Origin of the sequence: Vibrio sp. F13 (assembly GCF_020806305.2) — a bacterium.
Classification (GTDB): Bacteria; Pseudomonadota; Gammaproteobacteria; order Enterobacterales; family Vibrionaceae; genus Vibrio; species Vibrio crassostreae_C.
This window is the reverse complement of the sequence record NZ_CP170175.1, coordinates 1932939-1951904: the sequence shown is the minus strand read 5'-3', so window position 1 is coordinate 1951904 and position 18966 is coordinate 1932939. Positions and strand designations below refer to the sequence as shown.

At 45.1% G+C, this 18966-nt stretch carries 14 protein-coding genes and 1 pseudogene; 3 read left to right on the top strand and 12 right to left on the bottom strand.

Annotated elements, in window-relative coordinates; all coding sequences use genetic code 11:
- Window positions 1-23: 23 nt before the first annotated feature.
- Window positions 24-611: a YjaG family protein gene (locus LMH68_RS08940; RefSeq protein WP_017062699.1), complete on the bottom strand. Its 588-nt coding sequence runs from the start codon at window positions 609-611 to the stop codon at window positions 24-26.
- A gap of 71 nt (window positions 612-682) precedes the next feature.
- On the opposite strand from LMH68_RS08940, the gene LMH68_RS08935 reads away from it, so the two are divergent.
- The gene (locus LMH68_RS08935; RefSeq protein WP_017063654.1) at window positions 683-1609 is read left to right on the top strand and encodes a D-2-hydroxyacid dehydrogenase; all 927 of its coding nucleotides are present in this window, start codon (window positions 683-685) and stop codon (window positions 1607-1609) included.
- A pseudogene (locus tag LMH68_RS08930) lies at window positions 1609-2257 on the top strand (uracil-DNA glycosylase family protein). Before LMH68_RS08935 ends, LMH68_RS08930 begins: the two are co-directional and overlap by 1 nt.
- Before the next feature lie 49 nt (window positions 2258-2306).
- Here LMH68_RS08930 and hemE read toward each other — a convergent pair.
- Together hemE and nudC are read right to left on the bottom strand one after the other, a co-directional pair.
- Window positions 2307-3374, bottom strand: a complete 1068-nt coding sequence (hemE, locus tag LMH68_RS08925) for a uroporphyrinogen decarboxylase (protein ID WP_017060530.1) — start codon at window positions 3372-3374, stop codon at window positions 2307-2309.
- Window positions 3375-3673: 299 nt separating this feature from the next.
- A complete protein-coding gene (gene nudC / locus LMH68_RS08920; RefSeq protein ID WP_229647408.1) occupies window positions 3674-4483 on the bottom strand; it encodes an NAD(+) diphosphatase in 810 nt (269 codons plus the stop codon).
- Window positions 4484-4648: 165 nt separating this feature from the next.
- Between nudC and LMH68_RS08915 the strand changes: the two genes are divergently transcribed.
- Window positions 4649-5146 carry an Rsd/AlgQ family anti-sigma factor gene (locus LMH68_RS08915; protein WP_032546263.1) on the top strand — a complete coding sequence of 166 codons (498 nt, stop codon included), beginning with the start codon at window positions 4649-4651 and terminating at the stop codon, window positions 5144-5146.
- Window positions 5147-5476: 330 nt separating this feature from the next.
- Here the strand turns inward: LMH68_RS08915 and rpoC are convergent, their stop codons facing one another.
- The 9 genes from rpoC to tuf form a co-directional block, all read right to left on the bottom strand.
- Entirely contained in the window at window positions 5477-9679 is a 4203-nt protein-coding gene (rpoC, locus tag LMH68_RS08910; RefSeq protein ID WP_017060527.1) for a DNA-directed RNA polymerase subunit beta', read from the bottom strand.
- Between the two features lie 92 nt (window positions 9680-9771).
- Entirely contained in the window at window positions 9772-13800 is a 4029-nt protein-coding gene (rpoB, locus tag LMH68_RS08905; RefSeq protein ID WP_017060526.1) for a DNA-directed RNA polymerase subunit beta, read from the bottom strand.
- 235 nt (window positions 13801-14035) lie between these two features.
- A complete protein-coding gene (gene rplL / locus LMH68_RS08900; RefSeq protein WP_017060525.1) occupies window positions 14036-14404 on the bottom strand; it encodes a 50S ribosomal protein L7/L12 in 369 nt (122 codons plus the stop codon).
- A 57-nt stretch (window positions 14405-14461) separates the two neighbouring features.
- Entirely contained in the window at window positions 14462-14956 is a 495-nt protein-coding gene (gene rplJ, locus LMH68_RS08895; protein ID WP_017060524.1) for a 50S ribosomal protein L10, read from the bottom strand.
- A gap of 250 nt (window positions 14957-15206) precedes the next feature.
- Window positions 15207-15911: a 50S ribosomal protein L1 gene (gene rplA, locus LMH68_RS08890; RefSeq protein WP_017060523.1), complete on the bottom strand. Its 705-nt coding sequence runs from the start codon at window positions 15909-15911 to the stop codon at window positions 15207-15209.
- Between the two features lie 4 nt (window positions 15912-15915).
- Window positions 15916-16344: a 50S ribosomal protein L11 gene (rplK, locus tag LMH68_RS08885; RefSeq protein ID WP_010435555.1), complete on the bottom strand. Its 429-nt coding sequence runs from the start codon at window positions 16342-16344 to the stop codon at window positions 15916-15918.
- Window positions 16345-16557: 213 nt separating this feature from the next.
- Window positions 16558-17106, bottom strand: a complete 549-nt coding sequence (nusG, locus tag LMH68_RS08880; RefSeq protein ID WP_010435556.1) for a transcription termination/antitermination protein NusG — start codon at window positions 17104-17106, stop codon at window positions 16558-16560.
- A gap of 13 nt (window positions 17107-17119) precedes the next feature.
- Entirely contained in the window at window positions 17120-17497 is a 378-nt protein-coding gene (gene secE, locus LMH68_RS08875) for a preprotein translocase subunit SecE (RefSeq protein ID WP_010435558.1), read from the bottom strand.
- Window positions 17498-17720: 223 nt separating this feature from the next.
- Window positions 17721-18905, bottom strand: a complete 1185-nt coding sequence (tuf, locus tag LMH68_RS08870; RefSeq protein WP_010435158.1) for an elongation factor Tu — start codon at window positions 18903-18905, stop codon at window positions 17721-17723.
- Window positions 18906-18966: the final 61 nt, after the last annotated feature.

Below are 18966 nucleotides of genomic sequence, written 5' to 3'. Positions count from 1 at the left end.
TCGTACCTTGGTGCAATTGCGAATTATAGCGCAACACCAATGTTACTGACTGGGTCTTCACGCAGTTCGTGGCGTAGGTCTTTGATCAGCTCTAAGTCACGCTCAGTCGTTTCACGTAGAGGTCGGAAAATGGCCCACTGAACGTCCCACTCTTCACACACCGCTTCGTTTTCTTTCTGGTTTTCGTTCGTCACTTCTTCAGCGCCTTGAGCAAACTCAAGCTCAGCAACCGTCTTCACCGATTGTTGACTCACTTTAATTACCGCTTCCAACATATGTTCACGGTCAAGCAGACCATGAATTAGCGTTGCTAGGCCTTGGCATGCGTCCATTGCTGGGTAAACACCATAAAAATCAAAATCATCACCGCTAGGGAATAGCTCTTCAACCTTCTCAAGTTGACGCTCAAAGTTCACCTTTGCTGTTTTAACCGTCAGGATTTCCCAAATGCTATCCAAAACATCACGATAGATTCGAGCTTCCGCAAATTCTGTATTCTCACAAAACATGGCATAGTTAGGGTACATACGCTCACATAGACACGCCATAAAGGTAATTTGTTGCCAAGGTTCTAACTTTTCAAGACGAACCTGCAGTGGATTCTGAAGCATAGTCACTCAATAATTGCAGAAAAAGACAGCGAAAGTGTACTTGATAAATCCTGGGGGGAAAAGGTAAGCCGATGAACAATTTTACGAATAAGCTCTATATTCTTACTGAGCATGACGATACCTATACGCAACTGATTCTAAACCAGGATTTACCCGACCTAGAAATCACTCAAAACCCCAAATCAGCACAGATTGTCTTGGCGTCACCACCTCTAATCGCAGAGCGCCTCGGCGAGTTTAAAGAGCTAGACTGGGTACAGAGTACCTATGCCGGAATCAATAAACTCACTCAGCCAGATCTGCGTCAGGACTATACGCTAACCAACGTCAAAGGCATCTTTGGTCCGGCTATCGCAGAATACGTATTGGGTTACACAATCAGTCACTGTAGACACTTCCCTCATTACCACCAGCATCAACAACAACGAAACTGGCAGCCACAGCTTTATACTAGCCTAACTGACAAAACTATGGTGATTTTAGGAACAGGTTCAATCGGCAGTCATTTGGCAAAAACCGCGGCGGCTTTTGGTATTCATACCATAGGTGTCAACCGTACCGGCATCCCATCCAAACAAGAAACCTTTAAAGAGACTTTCCACATCAATGAGATAGAGGCTGCCCTTAAGCAGGCCGATATTGTGGTCAACACCTTGCCATCAACCGCTGAAACCTATCAGCTGTTGAACCAAACCACGTTAGGTTACTGCTCTAATGTGTTGCTGTTTAATGTCGGTCGAGGGGAAAGCATCGACAATAAAGCCTTGTTGCTCGCCATAAAAAACAGATGGGTAGAACACGCATTTTTAGATGTGTTTGAAAGTGAACCCCTCTCTCAGGAACATCCTTTCTGGAAACTACCGCAAGTCACCATCACTCCACACATCGCTGCACTCAGTGAGCCAAGACAAGTAGTCGAGATCTTCGCAGAGAATTACAAACAGTGGCGAGATGGCTTTACACTTAATCATGTCATCGATTTTGATAAAGGTTACTGATGTCCTCTTCGTTACTTAAAGAGATTCGACAATGCCGAGCTTGTGAGCCTCACCTATCACACGGTGCTAACCCGGTGATTCAAGCGCATCCAAACGCGCGCTTGCTGATCATAGGTCAAGCGCCGGGTATCAAGGTGCATGAGTCGTCGACCCCTTGGAATGACGCGAGTGGCGAACGATTAAGAGGATGGTTAGGGATAGATAGCGATACTTTTTACGACGAGCAAAAAGTCGCGATTGTGCCTATGGGGTTTTGTTATCCGGGGAAAGGGAAAAGTGGTGATCTTCCACCACGCAAAGAGTGCGCGGAGCTTTGGCATAACAAAGTGCTGCAATCTCTACCCAATATTCAAATGACACTGCTGATTGGCCAGTACGCACAAAACCATTACCTAACAAACAAGACCACCAGCACATTGACCGAAACCGTGCGTGATTGGCAAAGGTGGGCGCCTGAGTTTTTGCCATTACCCCACCCTTCGCCACGCAATAATATCTGGCTCAAGAAGAACCCTTGGTTTGAAAGTGAAGTCATTCCTTATATCAGGAAACACATCTCTGATGTATTTGGCCTACCATGATCCAAATACCCAATTAACTGCACACAACAAGATTAAACCGCCATCAAATGCCAATTTCAGGCAATAAAAAAGCGCTGTTGGTTTCCCAACAGCGCTTTCAATAATCTTACTCAGAATTACTTGTGGTAAGGCTTAGACAATTCGTGAACAGCGTCAACGAATACACCAGCGTTCTCTGGCGGTACATCTAAGTGGATACCGTGGCCTAGGTTAAATACATGACCTGTACCACCGTCGCCGAAGCCTTCAAGGATGCTGCCCACTTCTTCGCGAATACGTTCAGGCTGAGCGTAAAGCATTGAAGGATCCATGTTACCTTGCAGAGCAACTTTGTCGCCGATGCGAGCTTTTGCATCTGCGATGTTGATTGTCCAGTCTAGACCAACCGCATCACAACCTGTTGCTGCGATAGACTCAAGCCACATGCCACCGTTCTTAGTGAACAGAGTAACCGGTACTCGACGACCTTCGTTTTCACGGATTAGGCCATCAACGATTTTGTGCATGTATTGCAGTGAGAATAGGTTGTAGTCACGAGGAGTCAGTACACCACCCCATGTATCAAATACCATTACCGATTGAGCACCCGCTTTAATTTGCGCGTTCAAGTATTCGATAACACTGTCAGCCAGCTTGTCTAGAAGCAGGTGCAGCGTTTGTGGTTCTGCGTACATCATCTTCTTGATCTTAGTGAATGCTTTAGAGCTTCCACCTTCAACCATGTATGTCGCTAGAGTCCATGGGCTACCAGAGAAACCAATCAGTGGCACTTCGCCTTTCAGGTCTTTACGGATCTGACGAACGGCATTCATTACGTATTGAAGCTCGCCTTCTGGATCAGGTAGGCCAATCTTCTCTACGTCAGCTTTACACGTGATAGGACGCTCAAACTTAGGACCTTCACCTGTTTCAAAGTACAAACCTAAGCCCATTGCATCAGGGATAGTTAGGATGTCTGAGAACAAGATTGCCGCATCAAGCGGGAAACGACGTAAAGGTTGAAGTGTTACTTCTGATGCCAGTTCCGCGTTTTTGCACAAAGACATGAAATCGCCCGCTTCAGCGCGCGTTGCTTTGTATTCAGGAAGATAGCGGCCAGCTTGGCGCATCATCCATACCGGTGTGTAATCAACAGGCTGTTTTAAAAGTGCGCGTAAATAGCGATCGTTTTTTAATTCGGTCATTCCGTTAAATTCCAATTCAATCTTGTCTAGTTTTGATGGCAAGTATTCTAACACTGATTGAAGGGTAAAAGCTTTGTGCTTTGCAACCTAGATCAAGTTATTAACTTTTAAATCAATGCTTAATTTGCACCCAATTACGGGAGCATGTTAAAAATTTGTTCGCTAGCGAAAATTACAATTATAACATCTGAGTAGTCACTACTCAGCATCTCATAACGACATCTTACTTACCCCCTCCACTTGTGGAGGGTTTTTTTTAGCTTTTGATCACCCATAGGCCAAATACTATCACAGGCAAATTAGTGCTCTAGTATCTGCTCAGTCACACCATCTTTCATCACGTCATCAACGGTTTTCTCAATCAACTGTCTCGCAATGGTTCCAACAGGAGCAACATCAGGCAGGCTTGTTACGTCAAACCATTGAGCATCCGATAGCTCGCTGTAGTCAGGCTTGAGCGTACCACCAGCATAATCTGCGAGAAAGCCCATCATCATACTCGATGGAAACGCCCATGGCTGGCTGCCAAAATAACGAATATTATCGACATCGATACCCGTTTCTTCTTTGACTTCTCTTGCCACACACTGCTCTAAGGTCTCTCCGACCTCTAGGAAGCCCGCTATCACGGTATACATACCTGTCTTATGTCTTGGGTGCTGCGCAAGCAATATCTTGTTGTCGTTTCGTACAGCGACAATGATGCACGGGAAGATACGAGGATAATGAAGTGTGCGGCAATCTCCACACTGCATCGCCACCTGGTTATGGTTGAGATGATTTCGACCACCACACTGAGGGCAAAAACGCATACTTTGAGTCATATGCCCATATTGGATGGCTTTGCTTGCAGTCAAGAAACTCACTTCAGGCCAGTGCAGTAACTCTCTTAGGCTGACCATGCTCAGCTCATTCTCCACATCACAATCGTTGAGCCAATACACCTTGCGACCTTGATGCTGACCAATACAGATTGCATGCTCCACATTCAGCCCAAGCTCTTCAGCAGAGCCAAACGGAAACTGATCATTATTAACCCAAATATCACTACCAGAAACGACGCACCAATAAGCTTGCTCTGTCATTTTGTTATCACTTTTTTTAAACATCCCTATGCCTCATTGCTTGCAGTTCGTTCATTTTACTGGCAATCTAATTTCATACTAGAGTTGTAGCAGAGAATATTTCAAGCTATTACTCTTAGTAGCTACCAATAAAACGGACCCTGCTTAGGCAATTACTTGATCACAAGGTTGTGATCAGATCATGAGGACATGGTCATGCTAAATAAATTCAAACAAATACAAGAACAATGGGGTGGCTCTAATGAGGTCATCGATCATTGGCTCGAAACTCGACAGTCTCTAATCGTTGAGTATTGTAAGCTAGGTGCCTTGCAGCCAGCTAGCAACGGGCAATCAAACGTTGTTGAACTCCCTTCCCCTAAAGAAATAAGCTCATTCTGTGATCATGTTGTCGATTATATCTCAGAGGGTCATTTTAAGATCTACGATATGGTCATGAAAAAATGGCAAGCAACAGGCTTTAAAACCAATGACGAGATTGATACAACTTACGCGAAGATCGTACTTACAACCGAGCCGCTTCTAGAATTCAATGATAAGTACGTTAAAGTAAATGCAGACGATGAGTTGCCTAACTTCGAAGGAGATATGTCCAAAGTAGGTGAACTACTCGAACTACGTTTTGAAGTAGAAGATAATCTTATCCAGCTTATTGCAGACAGTTTAGCGATTCCACCAGGCGCTTAGTTAGCCGAATCCTTAATAAGCTTGCCTCTGTGCAAGCTTTTTGTTTTGTCTGTAAGGTTATCCAAACTACCCAGAACCTTTCAGACAGAGCTTACTCGCTCGCCCTGACCTTTAGCCATAAGCATATGGTTACAGCCCTAATCAGCCTAGTCATCTCTACCCTTTATCTTACTGGCCTCAAAGAGCACTCTTCAGGACATAAATCCAACCTCACCAGCTAGATAAGCACACCTATCACTTTATAAGTCATAGCTAAATACCAATACGCCAGATACAAAAAAGGCACCCGAAGGTGCCTTTTTCTTATCTCTTAGAGACTACTCGTAGAGCTTACTCTTCTGAAGAGAAACCAGCGTTTAGAAGTGCTGCTAGATTGTCAGTAGCTTGTTCAGCTGAAGGACCTTCTTGCTCTTCTTCACGTTGTTTTTGACGCTCTTGGTGGTATGCGAAACCAGTACCAGCTGGGATCAGACGACCAACAATTACGTTCTCTTTCAGACCGCGAAGGTCATCACGCTTACCAGAAACCGCAGCTTCTGTTAGTACGCGAGTCGTTTCTTGGAACGATGCAGCTGAGATGAATGACTCAGTTGCAAGAGATGCTTTAGTAATACCTAGTAGATCACGTTCGAAACGTACTAGTTCTTTACCTTCAGCTTCTAGCTTACGGTTAGCAATCTTAACATTGTGGTACTCAACTTGTTCGCCAGGTAGGAACGGAGAGTCACCAGAATGAGTGATTGTACACTTACGTAGCATTTGACGAACGATAGTCTCGATGTGCTTATCGTTAATCTTTACGCCTTGTAAGCGGTAAACTTCTTGAACTTCGTTCGCGATGTACTGAGTTACTGCGTGGATACCACGTAGACGCAGGATATCGTGTGGAGTTTCAGGACCGTCGGCGATTACATCACCACGTTCAATCTTCTCACCTTCGAACACGTTCAATTGACGATGCTTAGGAATCATCTCTTCGTAAGCGTCACCGCCTTCACGAGTGATTACTAGACGACGCTTACCTTTCGTTTCTTTACCGAAAGACACAGTACCTGTGTGCTCAGCAAGGATCGCAGGCTCTTTAGGCTTACGAGCTTCGAATAGGTCAGCTACGCGTGGTAGACCACCGGTGATATCTTTGTTTCCGCTCGATTTTTGAGGGATACGAGATAGTGTGTCACCGATGCCAACTTCAGCGCCATCTTCGATGTTTACAATCGCTTTGCCAGGTAGGAAGTAGTGAGCTGGCATATCAGTACCAGGGATCATTACGTCGTTACCTTGCTCATCAACAAGTTTGATAGCTGGACGCATATCTTTACCTGCTGCTGGGCGAGCTGCTGCGTCTGTAACTTCACTTGAAGAAAGACCCGTTAGATCGTCAGTTTGACGAGAAACTGTAATACCATCGATCATATCTACGAATTGGATACGACCTGCCACTTCAGTGATGATTGGCATGGTATGCGCTTCCCAGTTAGCTACAACTTCACCAGCAGTAACTGCTGCGTTGTCGCCTTTGGTTAGCATCGAACCGTAAGGAAGTTTGTGCTTCTCTTTAGTACGGCCGAATTCATCAATAATCGTCATCTCAGATGCACGAGAAGTGATAACCAGTTTCTTATCTTTGTTAACTACGAACTTAGCATTGTGAAGTTTCACAGTACCAGTTGTCTTAGCTTGGATGCTGTTCTCTGCTGCTGCAGTAGATGCCGCACCACCGATGTGGAACGTACGCATCGTTAGCTGTGTACCCGGTTCACCGATAGATTGTGCAGCGATAACACCAACTGCTTCACCTTGGTTCACTAGGTGACCACGTGCTAGGTCACGACCGTAACACTGTGCACAACAACCGAAGTCTGCATCACAGGTAACAACAGAGCGCACTTTCATGCTATCTACTGAGTTGTCTTCCATGATTTGACACCACTTCTCATCAATCAGAGTATTACGTGGAATCAGTACATCTTCAGTACCAGGCTTAAGAACGTCTTCAGCTACTACACGACCTAGAGCAAGCTCAGAAAGTGCAACTTTAACGTCACCACCTTCGATGTGAGGCATCATGTCGATACCTTCATGCGTGCCACAGTCATGTTCGTGTACTACAACGTCTTGAGCAACGTCTACTAGACGACGAGTTAGGTAACCCGAGTTTGCTGTTTTCAGTGCTGTATCCGCAAGACCCTTACGAGCACCGTGCGTTGAGATAAAGTACTGAAGGACGTTTAGACCTTCTTTAAAGTTCGCTGTGATCGGCGTTTCGATGATTGAACCATCTGGACGCGCCATCAGACCACGCATACCTGCTAGCTGACGAATCTGAGCTGCAGAACCACGTGCGCCCGAGTCGGCCATCATGTAGATGCTGTTGAACGATTCTTGCTGTTCTTCTTCGCCGTCACGGTTGATAACTGTTTCAGAAGATAGGTTATCCATCATTGCTTTCGCAACGCGGTCATTCGTAGATGCCCAGATATCGATAACTTTGTTGTAACGCTCACCCGCAGTAACAAGACCAGATTGGAATTGCTCTTGGATTTCGCGAACTTCTTCTTCAGCAGATTCAATTTCATCGTATTTCGCTTGAGGTACAACCATATCGTCGATACCTACAGAAACACCAGAAAGTGCAGCGTATGCAAAACCTGCGTACATGATTTGGTCAGCAAATACTACTGTATCTTTTAGACCAAGCTTACGGTAACACTCGTTAAGAAGAGTAGAGATCTGCTTCTTACCTAACTTTTGGTTAACGATGCTGTACGGTAGGCCAGCTGGAACGATTTGCCATAGCATTGCACGGCCGACAGTTGTATCAACCATCTTCGTTTCAGTAGTGCTGTTACCATCTTCGTCTACTACAGTTTCGGTGATACGTACTTTAACGCGAGCGTGTAGCTCAGCAGTCTTAGTACGGTATGCCTTTTCAGCCTCAGCAGGGCCAGCAAGGTACATACCTTCGCCTTTCACGTTGATCTTGTCACGTGTCATGTAGTAAAGACCCAATACAACGTCCTGAGAAGGTACGATGATCGGATCACCTGACGCTGGCGACAGAATGTTATTCGTCGACATCATCAGTGTACGTGCTTCAAGCTGTGCTTCTAGAGTTAGAGGCACGTGTACCGCCATTTGGTCACCATCGAAGTCGGCGTTGTATGCCGCACACACTAGTGGGTGAAGCTGAATCGCTTTACCTTCGATTAGTACTGGTTCAAACGCTTGGATACCTAGACGGTGAAGTGTAGGTGCACGGTTAAGCAGTACTGGGTGTTCGCGGATTACTTCGTCCAGGATATCCCAAACGATAGCTTCTTCGCGCTCTACCATCTTCTTAGCAGCTTTGATTGTCGTAGCCATGCCACGAGTTTCTAGCTTGCTGTAGATGAACGGCTTAAATAGCTCAAGTGCCATCTTCTTAGGAAGACCACACTGATGTAGACGAAGGTATGGACCTACTGTGATTACAGAACGGCCAGAGTAGTCTACACGTTTACCTAGAAGGTTCTGACGGAAACGACCTTGTTTACCCTTGATCATATCAGCAAGAGATTTCAGAGGACGCTTGTTAGAACCAGTGATAGCACGACCACGACGACCGTTATCTAGAAGTGCATCAACAGACTCTTGCAGCATACGCTTTTCGTTACGTACGATGATGTCCGGAGCAGCTAGCTCTAGAAGGCGCTTCAAACGGTTGTTACGGTTGATCACACGACGGTAAAGGTCGTTCAGATCTGAAGTCGCAAAACGACCGCCATCTAGTGGTACTAGAGGACGTAGATCTGGCGGCAGAACCGGAAGTACAGTCAGAATCATCCATTGCGGATCGTTACCCGATGCAATGAACGCTTCAACTAGCTTCAGGCGCTTAGTAACTTTTTTACGCTTAGTTTCTGAGTTAGTCGTTTCTAACTCTTCGCGCATTTCTTCCACTTCTTGATGAAGGTCCATTGTTGCAAGCAGATCTTTGATCGCTTCAGCACCCATCTTAGCAGTAAATTCGTCACCCCACTCTTCTAGACGATCCAGATACTCTTCTTCAGTAAGCATCTGAGATTTTTCTAGATCAGTCATACCTGGTTCAGTTACTACGTACATCTCGAAGTAAAGAACACGTTCGATATCACGTAGAGGGATATCCATTAGTAGACCGATACGAGACGGCAGTGATTTTAGGAACCAGATGTGAGCAACTGGTGAAGCTAGCTCGATGTGGCCCATGCGGTCACGACGAACTTTAGTTTGTGTAACTTCAACGCCACACTTCTCACAGATAACACCACGGTGCTTCAGGCGCTTGTATTTGCCACAAAGACATTCGTAGTCTTTAACTGGACCAAAAATACGTGCACAGAACAGACCATCACGTTCAGGTTTGAACGTACGATAGTTAATTGTTTCCGGCTTTTTAACTTCACCAAAAGACCATGAACGGATCATGTCTGGTGAAGATAGACCGATTTTGATTGCATCAAATTCTTCGGTCTTATGCTGTGCTTTTAGAAAGTTTAATAAGTCTTTCACATTCAGCTCCTGTAAGGAGTTAAAGGAGCTCACTGCTGTAGCAAGCTCCCTTTTACCAAATAATCCTATCTTCTTTTAAAAAGAAGGAGGGATTACTCTTCGTCTTCTAGCTCGATGTTGATACCTAGCGAGCGAATCTCTTTCAACAGTACGTTGAACGACTCAGGCATACCAGGTTCCATGCTATGGTTACCGTCTACGATGTTCTTATACATCTTAGTACGGCCGTTAACGTCATCTGACTTAACTGTTAGCATTTCTTGTAGAGTATATGCAGCACCGTATGCTTCTAGTGCCCATACTTCCATCTCACCGAAACGCTGACCACCGAACTGAGCTTTACCACCAAGTGGTTGCTGAGTTACTAGGCTGTAAGAACCAGTTGAACGAGCATGCATCTTGTCATCAACCAAGTGGTTCAGTTTCAGCATGTACATGTAACCAACAGTTACAGGACGCTCAAACGAATCACCAGTACGACCATCAAACAGTTTAAGCTGACCAGATTCTGGCAGATCACCCAGTTTAAGTAGTTCTTTGATTAGAGACTCAGAAGCACCGTCGAACACAGGAGTAGCAATCGGTAGACCGCCACGTAGGTTCTTGATCAGTGTACGAACTTGATCATCAGACAGTTCAGCAATATCAACTTTCTGACGAGTATCACCAAGATCGTAAACCTTCTGTAGGAACTCACGGAACTTATGCAGTTCTTGTTGTTCCTTAACCATTTGGTTGATCTTGTCACCGATACCTTTCGCAGCCAAACCTAAGTGAACTTCTAGGATCTGACCGATGTTCATACGCGATGGTACACCCAGCGGGTTAAGTACGATGTCTACAGGCTGACCTTTCTCATCGTATGGCATGTCTTCAACAGGGTTAATCTTAGAGATTACACCTTTGTTACCGTGACGACCGGCCATCTTATCACCAGGCTGGATACGACGTTTAACCGCTAGGTAAACTTTAACAATCTTAAGAACGCCAGGCGCTAGATCATCACCTTGAGTGATTTTACGACGCTTAGTTTCAAACTTCTTATCGAAGTCTGCTTTTAGCTCATCCCACTGCTCAGCAAGTTGCTCAAGCTGTGTTTGTAGCGCATCGTCTTCTAGAACTTGCTCTAGCCATTGCTTACGACCGATAGTATCAAGCTTAGCTTCAGAGTAACCACCAGACAGAAGTACAGCTTTAACACGGTTAAGAAGGCCACCCTCAAGAATTTGGAACTCTTCAGTTAGGTCTTTCTTAGCTTCTTTAAGCTGCATCTGTTCGATTTCAAGTGCACGCTTGTCTTTCTCTACGCCATCGCGAGTGAAGACTTGTACATCGATGATAGTACCCGAAACAGAGTTTGGTACACGTAGAGAAGTATCTTTAACATCAGATGCTTTCTCACCGAAGATAGCACGTAGTAGCTTCTCTTCAGGAGTCAGTTGAGTTTCACCTTTAGGGGTTACTTTACCAACTAGGATGTCGCCACCCTTAACTTCAGCACCAATGTAAACGATACCTGACTCGTCTAGTTTAGACAGAGCAGACTCACCTACGTTTGGAATATCAGCTGTGATCTCTTCAGAACCCAGCTTAGTATCACGAGCCACACAAGATAGTTCTTGGATGTGGATTGTCGTGAAACGGTCTTCTTGAACTACGCGCTCAGATACTAAGATCGAGTCTTCGAAGTTGTAACCGTTCCAAGGCATGAATGCGATACGCATGTTTTGGCCAAGAGCTAGTTCACCAAGGTCTGTTGAAGGACCATCAGCAAGAACATCGCCACGTGCAACTGGTTCACCAGGAAGTACAGTTGGACGTTGGTTAATACATGTGTTTTGGTTCGAACGCGTGTACTTAGTTAGGTTGTAGATATCGATACCAGCTTCGCCAGGTACCAATTCATCTTCGTTAACCTTAACTACGATACGAGAAGCGTCTACAGACTGAACTTGACCACCACGTTTAGCAACCGCTGTAACACCAGAGTCAACTGCGATGTTACGTTCGATACCAGTACCTACTAGAGGCTTATCAGCCTTAAGTGTTGGTACAGCTTGACGTTGCATGTTGGCACCCATCAATGCACGGTTCGCATCATCGTGTTCTAGGAACGGGATAAGCGAAGCAGCGATAGATACTACTTGGTTTGTCGCAACGTCCATGTAGTCAACGTGATCGCGTGGGTGAAGACCAGATTCACCTTTTTGACGAGCTGTGATTAGCTCATCTGCAAACGTACCTTCTTCAGTAAGAATGGTGTTTGCTTGCGCGATTACGAATTGACCTTCCTGGATTGCAGACAGGTAATCAACTTCTTCTGTTACTACACCATCTACTACACGACGGTACGGAGTTTCTAGGAAACCGTAATCGTTACAACGTGCAAACGCAGATAGTGAGTTAATTAGACCGATGTTTGGACCTTCAGGCGTTTCGATCGGACATAGACGACCGTAGTGAGTTACGTGAACGTCACGTACTTCGAAGCCTGCGCGCTCACGAGTAAGACCACCAGGACCTAAAGCAGAGATACGACGTTTGTGCGTAACTTCTGACAATGGGTTGTTTTGGTCCATGAACTGTGAAAGCTGTGAAGAGCCAAAGAATTCTTTAACTGCAGCAGAGATCGGCTTAGCGTTGATAAGATCTTGAGGCATGATTGCATCAAGGTCACCAAGGCTTAGGCGCTCTTTAACGGCACGTTCTACACGAACTAGACCAACACGGAATTGGTTTTCTGCCATTTCACCTACAGAACGGATACGACGGTTGCCAAGGTGGTCGATATCGTCCACTTCACCAATACCGTTACGGATACCAATCAGTTTCTTCATCACTTCGATGATGTCTGATTCATCCAGAGTACCGCGCTCTTCTTCTTCTTCACGCTCGATAGAGCTGTTGAACTTCATACGGCCTACAGTTGATAGGTCGTAACGTTCTTCAGAGAAGAATAGGCTTTCGAATAGAGACTCTGCAGCTTCTTTCGTTGGTGGCTCGCCAGGACGCATCATGCGGTAGATTTCTACCAATGCAGAGATGCGATCTACTGTGCTATCTGCACGTAGAGTGTCTGACATGAATGGACCGTGATCTAGGTCATTCGTGAACAGAGTTTGTAGAGCCTTGTGGCCTGCTTGAGACAGGTTAGCAAGAGCTTCTAGGCTAATCTCTTGGTTCGCGCCAACGATGATCTCGCCAGTTGCTTCGTTGATGTAATCTTTAGATGCAACTTTACCAACGATGTACTCTACTGGTACTTCGATGTGCTCAACGCCATCTTTTTCAAGTTGACGGATATGGCGAGCAGTAACACGACGACCAGTCTCAACGTAAGTTTTACCGTTTGCTTCGATGTCGAATGACGCAGTTTCACCACGTAGACGATCAGGAACCAACTCCATAAGAAGAGTTTGGTCTTTCACTTCGAAGTTCACTTTGTCGAAGAACAGATCAAGGATCTCTTCAGTCGATTTACCAAGTGCACGAAGAATAATCGATGCTGGTAGCTTACGACGACGGTCGATACGTACGAATAAGTTATCCTTAGGATCGAACTCAAAGTCTAACCATGAGCCACGGTAAGGAATTACACGTGCGTTATAAAGAACTTTACCTGATGAGTGGGTCTTACCCTTATCACTGTCGAAGAACACGCCTGGGCTTCGGTGCAGCTGGGATACGATAACCCTCTCGGTACCATTAATTACGAAAGTACCATTGTCTGTCATAAGCGGAATTTCGCCCATGTAGACTTCTTGTTCTTTAATGTCTTTTACAGTACCTGCTGGTGCATCTCGATCAAAGATAACTAGACGTAGTTTTACGCGTAGTGGCTTTGAGTAAGTAACACCGCGGATTTGACATTCTTTAACGTCAAAAACTGGCTCACCAAGACGGTAGCTAACGTATTGCAGCTCAGAATTGCCGTTGTAGCTCTGAATTGGAAATACAGAACGGAAAGCAGCTTCAAGACCGTATTGACCTTCTGGATCCTGTTCGATGAATTTGTCGAAAGAATCAAGCTGGATCGATAACAGGTATGGAATGTCCAAAACTTGTGGACGAGTACCAAAATCCTTACGGATGCGCTTTTTCTCGGTATAAGAGTAAACCATGGGGTTCCTCAGCTCGCTGATAAGTGACCCAAACCACCCAAAACACTCTTCAGAGGGGGTGGTGACAAACAGCTGTTTAGTGGTAGTGAACAATCATTTCGAAAAAATGACTGTTTTTTTGCTCGGATTATGACGGTTAAACAGCGGAAATTTCGTCATAGCCCTACAGCGCAAAAAGGCCGGTGGTTAATAAACCACCAGCCATTAGCCTTGCGGCTATGAAATTAAGTAATAATTACTTGATTTCAACAGAAGCGCCAGCTTCTTCTAGCTGTGCTTTAAGAGCTTCAGCTTCAGCTTTGTCAACGCCTTCTTTAAGCGCTGCAGGAGCTGAGTCTACAAGACCTTTAGCTTCTTTAAGACCTAGGCCAGTTGCGCCACGTACAGCTTTGATAACTTGTACTTTGTTAGCGCCAGCAGCAGTTAGGATTACGTCGAATTCAGTTTGCTCAGCAGCAGCGTCGCCGCCAGCTGCGCCACCAGCTACAACTGCAGCTGCAGCTGAAACGCCGAATTTCTCTTCCATAGCTTCGATAAGCTCAACAACTTGCATTACAGACATTTCTGCAACTGCGTCTAGGATTTGCTCGTTAGTAATAGACATAACAATTCTCTTTTAAGTCAACAATAAGTTTAATTTGCAACCAGTGAAAAGCAAGGCTTAAGCCGCTGCTTCTTCTTTTTGGTCACGTAGTGCAGCGATAGTACGAACCAGCTTGCCAGCAGAAGCTTCTTTCATGCACATCATTAGGCGTGCGATAGCTTCGTCGTAAGTTGGTAGTGTCGCTAGTACTTCAGCATCAGTAACTGCGCCTTCAAATGCAGCAGCTTTGATCTCGAAATCTTTGTTCTCTTTAGCGAAGTCTTTGAAAAGACGCGCTGCAGCACCTGGGTGCTCGTTAGAGAACGCGATCAGAGTTGGACCAGTGAAAGTGTCTACTAGACACTCGTAGTCTGTACCCTGAACCGCACGGCGTGCTAGTGTGTTACGAACAACTTTCATGTAAACACCCGCTTCGCGAGCTTGTTTACGTAGAGAAGTCATTGCGCCAACTTCAACGCCACGAGAATCAGCTACAACTGCAGAAAGTGCACCACTGGCAGCTTCGTTGACTTCAGCAACAATTGCTTTTTTGTCTTGAAGATTTAAAGCCATTTGGATTAACCTCTGGTTGTGATTACAGCACCCAATACAAAATGTATTGAGCGTTTACGATGTTATTTAAAAGTGAATAAATCCACTTCAAACCACAACATCGCCTACGTAGGTTTTATTAAGCTATCAATAATCTAATGAAAATCGACAGCGCCTACGGTCTTGGGATAGATGATTTCAAATTGCTTTAAAACCACCCAACCACAAATATTAGGCGCAGAAGTATACACTAAATCTGCGCCTAAGCAAATTAGTTTGCTTGAGTGTCAAGACTAGCTTGATCAACAGCAACACCAGCACCCATCGTAGTAGAGATGCTTACTTTCTTCAGGTAAGAACCCTTAGCTGAAGAAGGCTTAGCTTTCTTAAGAGCAACTAGAAGAGCTTCTAGGTTCTCTTGAAGCTGGCTAGCTTCGAAAGATGCTTTACCGATAGTAGTGTGGATGATGCCGTTCTTGTCGTTACGGTAACGAACCTGACCAGCTTTAGCGTTCTTAACCGCTTCAGCAACGTTAGGAGTTACAGTACCAACTTTAGGGTTTGGCATAAGGCCGCGTGGACCTAGGATTGTACCTAGTTGACCAACAACACGCATTGCATCTGGAGAAGCAACAACTACGTCGAAGTTCATTTCGCCTTTTTTCACTTGCTCAGCAAGATCTTCCATACCAACGATATCTGCGCCAGCAGCTTTAGCAGCTTCTGCGTTTGCACCTTGAGTGAAAACAGCAACGCGGATGTCACGGCCAGTACCGTGAGGTAGCACTGTTGCGCCACGAACGTTTTGGTCAGATTTACGAGCATCGATGCCTAGGTTAACAGCAACATCTACAGACTCAACGAATTTAGCAGTCGCTAGTTCTTTAAGAAGAGCAACAGCTTCGCTGATTTCGTATTCTTTAGTTGAGTCAACTTTGTCGCGGATTACGCGCATACGCTTAGTAAGTTTAGCCATGATCTTATCCCTCTACCACTAGGCCCATTGAACGAGCAGTACCAGCAATAGAACGTTTCATTGCTTCGATGTCAGCACCAGTCATATCAGCAGCTTTAGTTTCTGCGATTTCCTGAACTTGAGCGTCAGTAACAGTACCAACTTTCTCAGTGTTTGGACGACCTGAACCAGACTTAACGCCAGCAGCTTTCTTAAGAAGAACAGCAGCAGGTGGAGTCTTAGTTACGAACGTGAAAGAACGGTCGTTGTAAACAGTAATAACTACTGGAGTAGGTAGACCTTTCTCAACAGATTCTGTTTTTGCGTTGAACGCTTTACAGAATTCCATGATGTTCACGCCGTGTTGACCTAGAGCAGGACCAACCGGTGGACTTGGGTTTGCCATACCAGCTGCAACTTGCAGTTTGATATAAGCTTCAACTTTCTTAGCCATGATATTTCCTAATATTTTGGGTACATGCGCTAGCCGCCAGGCGAGCTCCCCATAAATTCAATTAACTCTTTTTCACTTCCACAGAAGCAAAAAGGCGCGAAATTATAATCATAATTCGCGCCTTTAACAACCCTAAAAAGGTGATTTTTTATACTCTTTAATTTTAAACAGCTTGTGAACTATTTATCCACAGCTTGTTCAAAACTTAGAGTTTTAGTCCAGTTTTTCAACCTGACCAAATTCAAGCTCAACCGGTGTTGCACGACCAAAGATCGATACAGATACCTTAATGCGGCTTTTCTCGTAATCTACTTCTTCAACAGTACCGTTGAAGTCAGCAAATGGACCATCGTTCACACGAACCACTTCACCCGCTTCGAACATTGTCTTAGGACGTGGAGACTCGCTCGCTTTCTCTAGACGGTTCAAGATAGCATCAGCTTCTTTATCAGTGATTGGTGCAGGACGATCAGAGGTACCACCAATGAAGCCCATAACACGCGGAATGCTGCGTACTAAGTGCCATGATTCATCATTCATGATCATTTGAACTAATACGTAGCCAGGGAAGAATTTACGTTCACTTTTACGGCGTTGGCCTGCACGCATTTCCACTACTTCTTCAGTAGGTACTAGCACATCGCCAAATAGTTCTTCCATGTTGTGCATTTTAATATGCTCGCGTAGCGACTGTGCAACACGACCTTCAAAGCCAGAAAAGGCTTGAACTACATACCAACGTTTTTTTGGAGCTTCACTCATGAATCAGAACCCTCTACACCCCAGTTGCTAGAGAAACTAGACGGACCATAATGCCGTCAATTCCCCAAAGCACTAGAGACATAACAATACATACAGCTAAAACGATCAATGTAGTTTGCATAGTTTCTTGGCGAGTAGGCCAAACAACTTTACGAATCTCCATACGAGATTCTTTTGCAAAATCGATCGCAGCTTTACCTTTAGTTGTTGTTGCTGCAACGCCTAGTGCGGCAGCAATCAGCACAACTACACCTGCAGCGCGAATTACAACAGACAATTCACCATACAGGTAATTACCCACAACAGCAGCAGCCAACAGAACAAAAGCGACAATCCACTTCATTGTATCTGCTGCACCTGAGCTATCAGGAGTTTCAGCGTTTGCTTTCATAAAACCAACCTGTGATAAGTCTTAAATATAGACGACAATAACCCCGCTGTTGCAGGGCACATTCCTTTGCGTTGCAAAACAACACATCTAACAGTCATTTTAGTCAAAAAGACCGTTTAATTCTTTGCTAAGAGCAAAAATCGATGTCAAAACATCCAACTCTTTTTTTAGCGCAGAAAAAGGGCATCAAATGATGCCCTTTTTACTAGTGGTTCGTCAAATCTTATGCAAAGATTTTAGCTACAACACCAGCACCAACTGTACGGCCACCTTCGCGGATTGCGAAACGTAGACCTTCGTCCATTGCGATTGGAGCGATTAGCTCAACAGTCATTTGAACGTTGTCACCTGGCATTACCATTTCTACGCCTTCTGGTAGAGTGATGTCGCCTGTTACGTCAGTTGTACGGAAGTAGAACTGTGGACGGTAACCTTTGAAGAAAGGAGTGTGACGGCCGCCTTCGTCTTTAGAAAGTACGTATACTTCAGACTCAAACTTAGTGTGTGGGTTGATAGAACCTTTCGCAGAAAGTACTTGACCACGTTCAACGTCATCACGCTTAGTACCACGTAGAAGTGCACCAACGTTCTCACCTGCACGACCTTCGTCAAGCAGTTTACGGAACATTTCAACACCAGTACAAGTAGTAAGAGTAGTCTCTTTGATACCAACGATTTCTACTTCGTCACCTACACGTAGGATACCGCGCTCGATACGACCAGTTACAACAGTACCACGACCTTGAATTGAGAATACATCTTCAATTGGTAGTAGGAACGGTTGGTCAACTGCACGCTCTGGCTCAGGAATGTAAGAATCTAGTGCTTCTGCAAGCTCAACGATCTTGTCTTCCCACTGCTTCTCGCCGTTTAGTGCGCCAAGTGCAGAACCTTGGATAACTGGTAGGTCATCACCTGGGAAGTCGTATTCAGAAAGAAGTTCACGAACTTCCATCTCAACTAGCTCAAGTAGCTCTTCGTCATCTACCATGTCACATTTGTTCATGAATACGATGATGTAAGGGATACCAACTTGACGACCAAGTAGGATGTGCTCACGAGTTTGAGGCATAGGGCCGTCAGTCGCAGCAACAACTAGGATACCGCCGTCCATTTGTGCAGCACCAGTGATCATGTTTTTAACATAATCCGCGTGTCCTGGACAGTCTACGTGTGCGTAGTGACGTGCTGGAGTGTCGTACTCAACGTGAGAAGTTGCGATTGTGATACCGCGCTCACGCTCTTCTGGAGCGTTATCGATAGATGCGAAATCTTTAGCAACACCGCCGTATACTTTTGCAAGAGTAGTACAGATAGCAGCAGTTAGAGTTGTTTTACCGTGGTCAACGTGGCCGATAGTACCAACGTTTACGTGCGGTTTCGTACGTTCAAATTTTTCTTTAGACATGGGGTGTCCCTCTAGGTACGGATTAGGTGGCTTAAAATAAGACCACGCAACCAAAAAAATG

Excerpts from the sequence above, each read along its gene's own strand:
- rpoB (WP_017060526.1), bottom strand. The coding sequence starts at position 13,800 with ATGGTTTACTCTTATACCGAGAAAAAGCGCATCCGTAAGGATTTTGGT.
- tuf (WP_010435158.1), bottom strand. The coding sequence starts at position 18,905 with ATGTCTAAAGAAAAATTTGAACGTACGAAACCGCACGTAAACGTTGGT.
- LMH68_RS08915 (WP_032546263.1), top strand. The coding sequence starts at position 4,649 with ATGGTCATGCTAAATAAATTCAAACAAATACAAGAACAATGGGGTGGC.
- rplA (WP_017060523.1), bottom strand. The coding sequence starts at position 15,911 with ATGGCTAAACTTACTAAGCGTATGCGCGTAATCCGCGACAAAGTTGAC.
- rplJ (WP_017060524.1), bottom strand. The coding sequence starts at position 14,956 with ATGGCTTTAAATCTTCAAGACAAAAAAGCAATTGTTGCTGAAGTCAAC.
- LMH68_RS08935 (WP_017063654.1), top strand. The coding sequence starts at position 683 with ATGAACAATTTTACGAATAAGCTCTATATTCTTACTGAGCATGACGAT.
- LMH68_RS08940 (WP_017062699.1), bottom strand. The coding sequence starts at position 611 with ATGCTTCAGAATCCACTGCAGGTTCGTCTTGAAAAGTTAGAACCTTGG.
- nudC (WP_229647408.1), bottom strand. The coding sequence starts at position 4,483 with ATGTTTAAAAAAAGTGATAACAAAATGACAGAGCAAGCTTATTGGTGC.
- hemE (WP_017060530.1), bottom strand. The coding sequence starts at position 3,374 with ATGACCGAATTAAAAAACGATCGCTATTTACGCGCACTTTTAAAACAG.
- rplL (WP_017060525.1), bottom strand. The coding sequence starts at position 14,404 with ATGTCTATTACTAACGAGCAAATCCTAGACGCAGTTGCAGAAATGTCT.
- rplK (WP_010435555.1), bottom strand. The coding sequence starts at position 16,344 with ATGGCTAAGAAAGTTGAAGCTTATATCAAACTGCAAGTTGCAGCTGGT.
- nusG (WP_010435556.1), bottom strand. The coding sequence starts at position 17,106 with ATGAGTGAAGCTCCAAAAAAACGTTGGTATGTAGTTCAAGCCTTTTCT.
- secE (WP_010435558.1), bottom strand. The coding sequence starts at position 17,497 with ATGAAAGCAAACGCTGAAACTCCTGATAGCTCAGGTGCAGCAGATACA.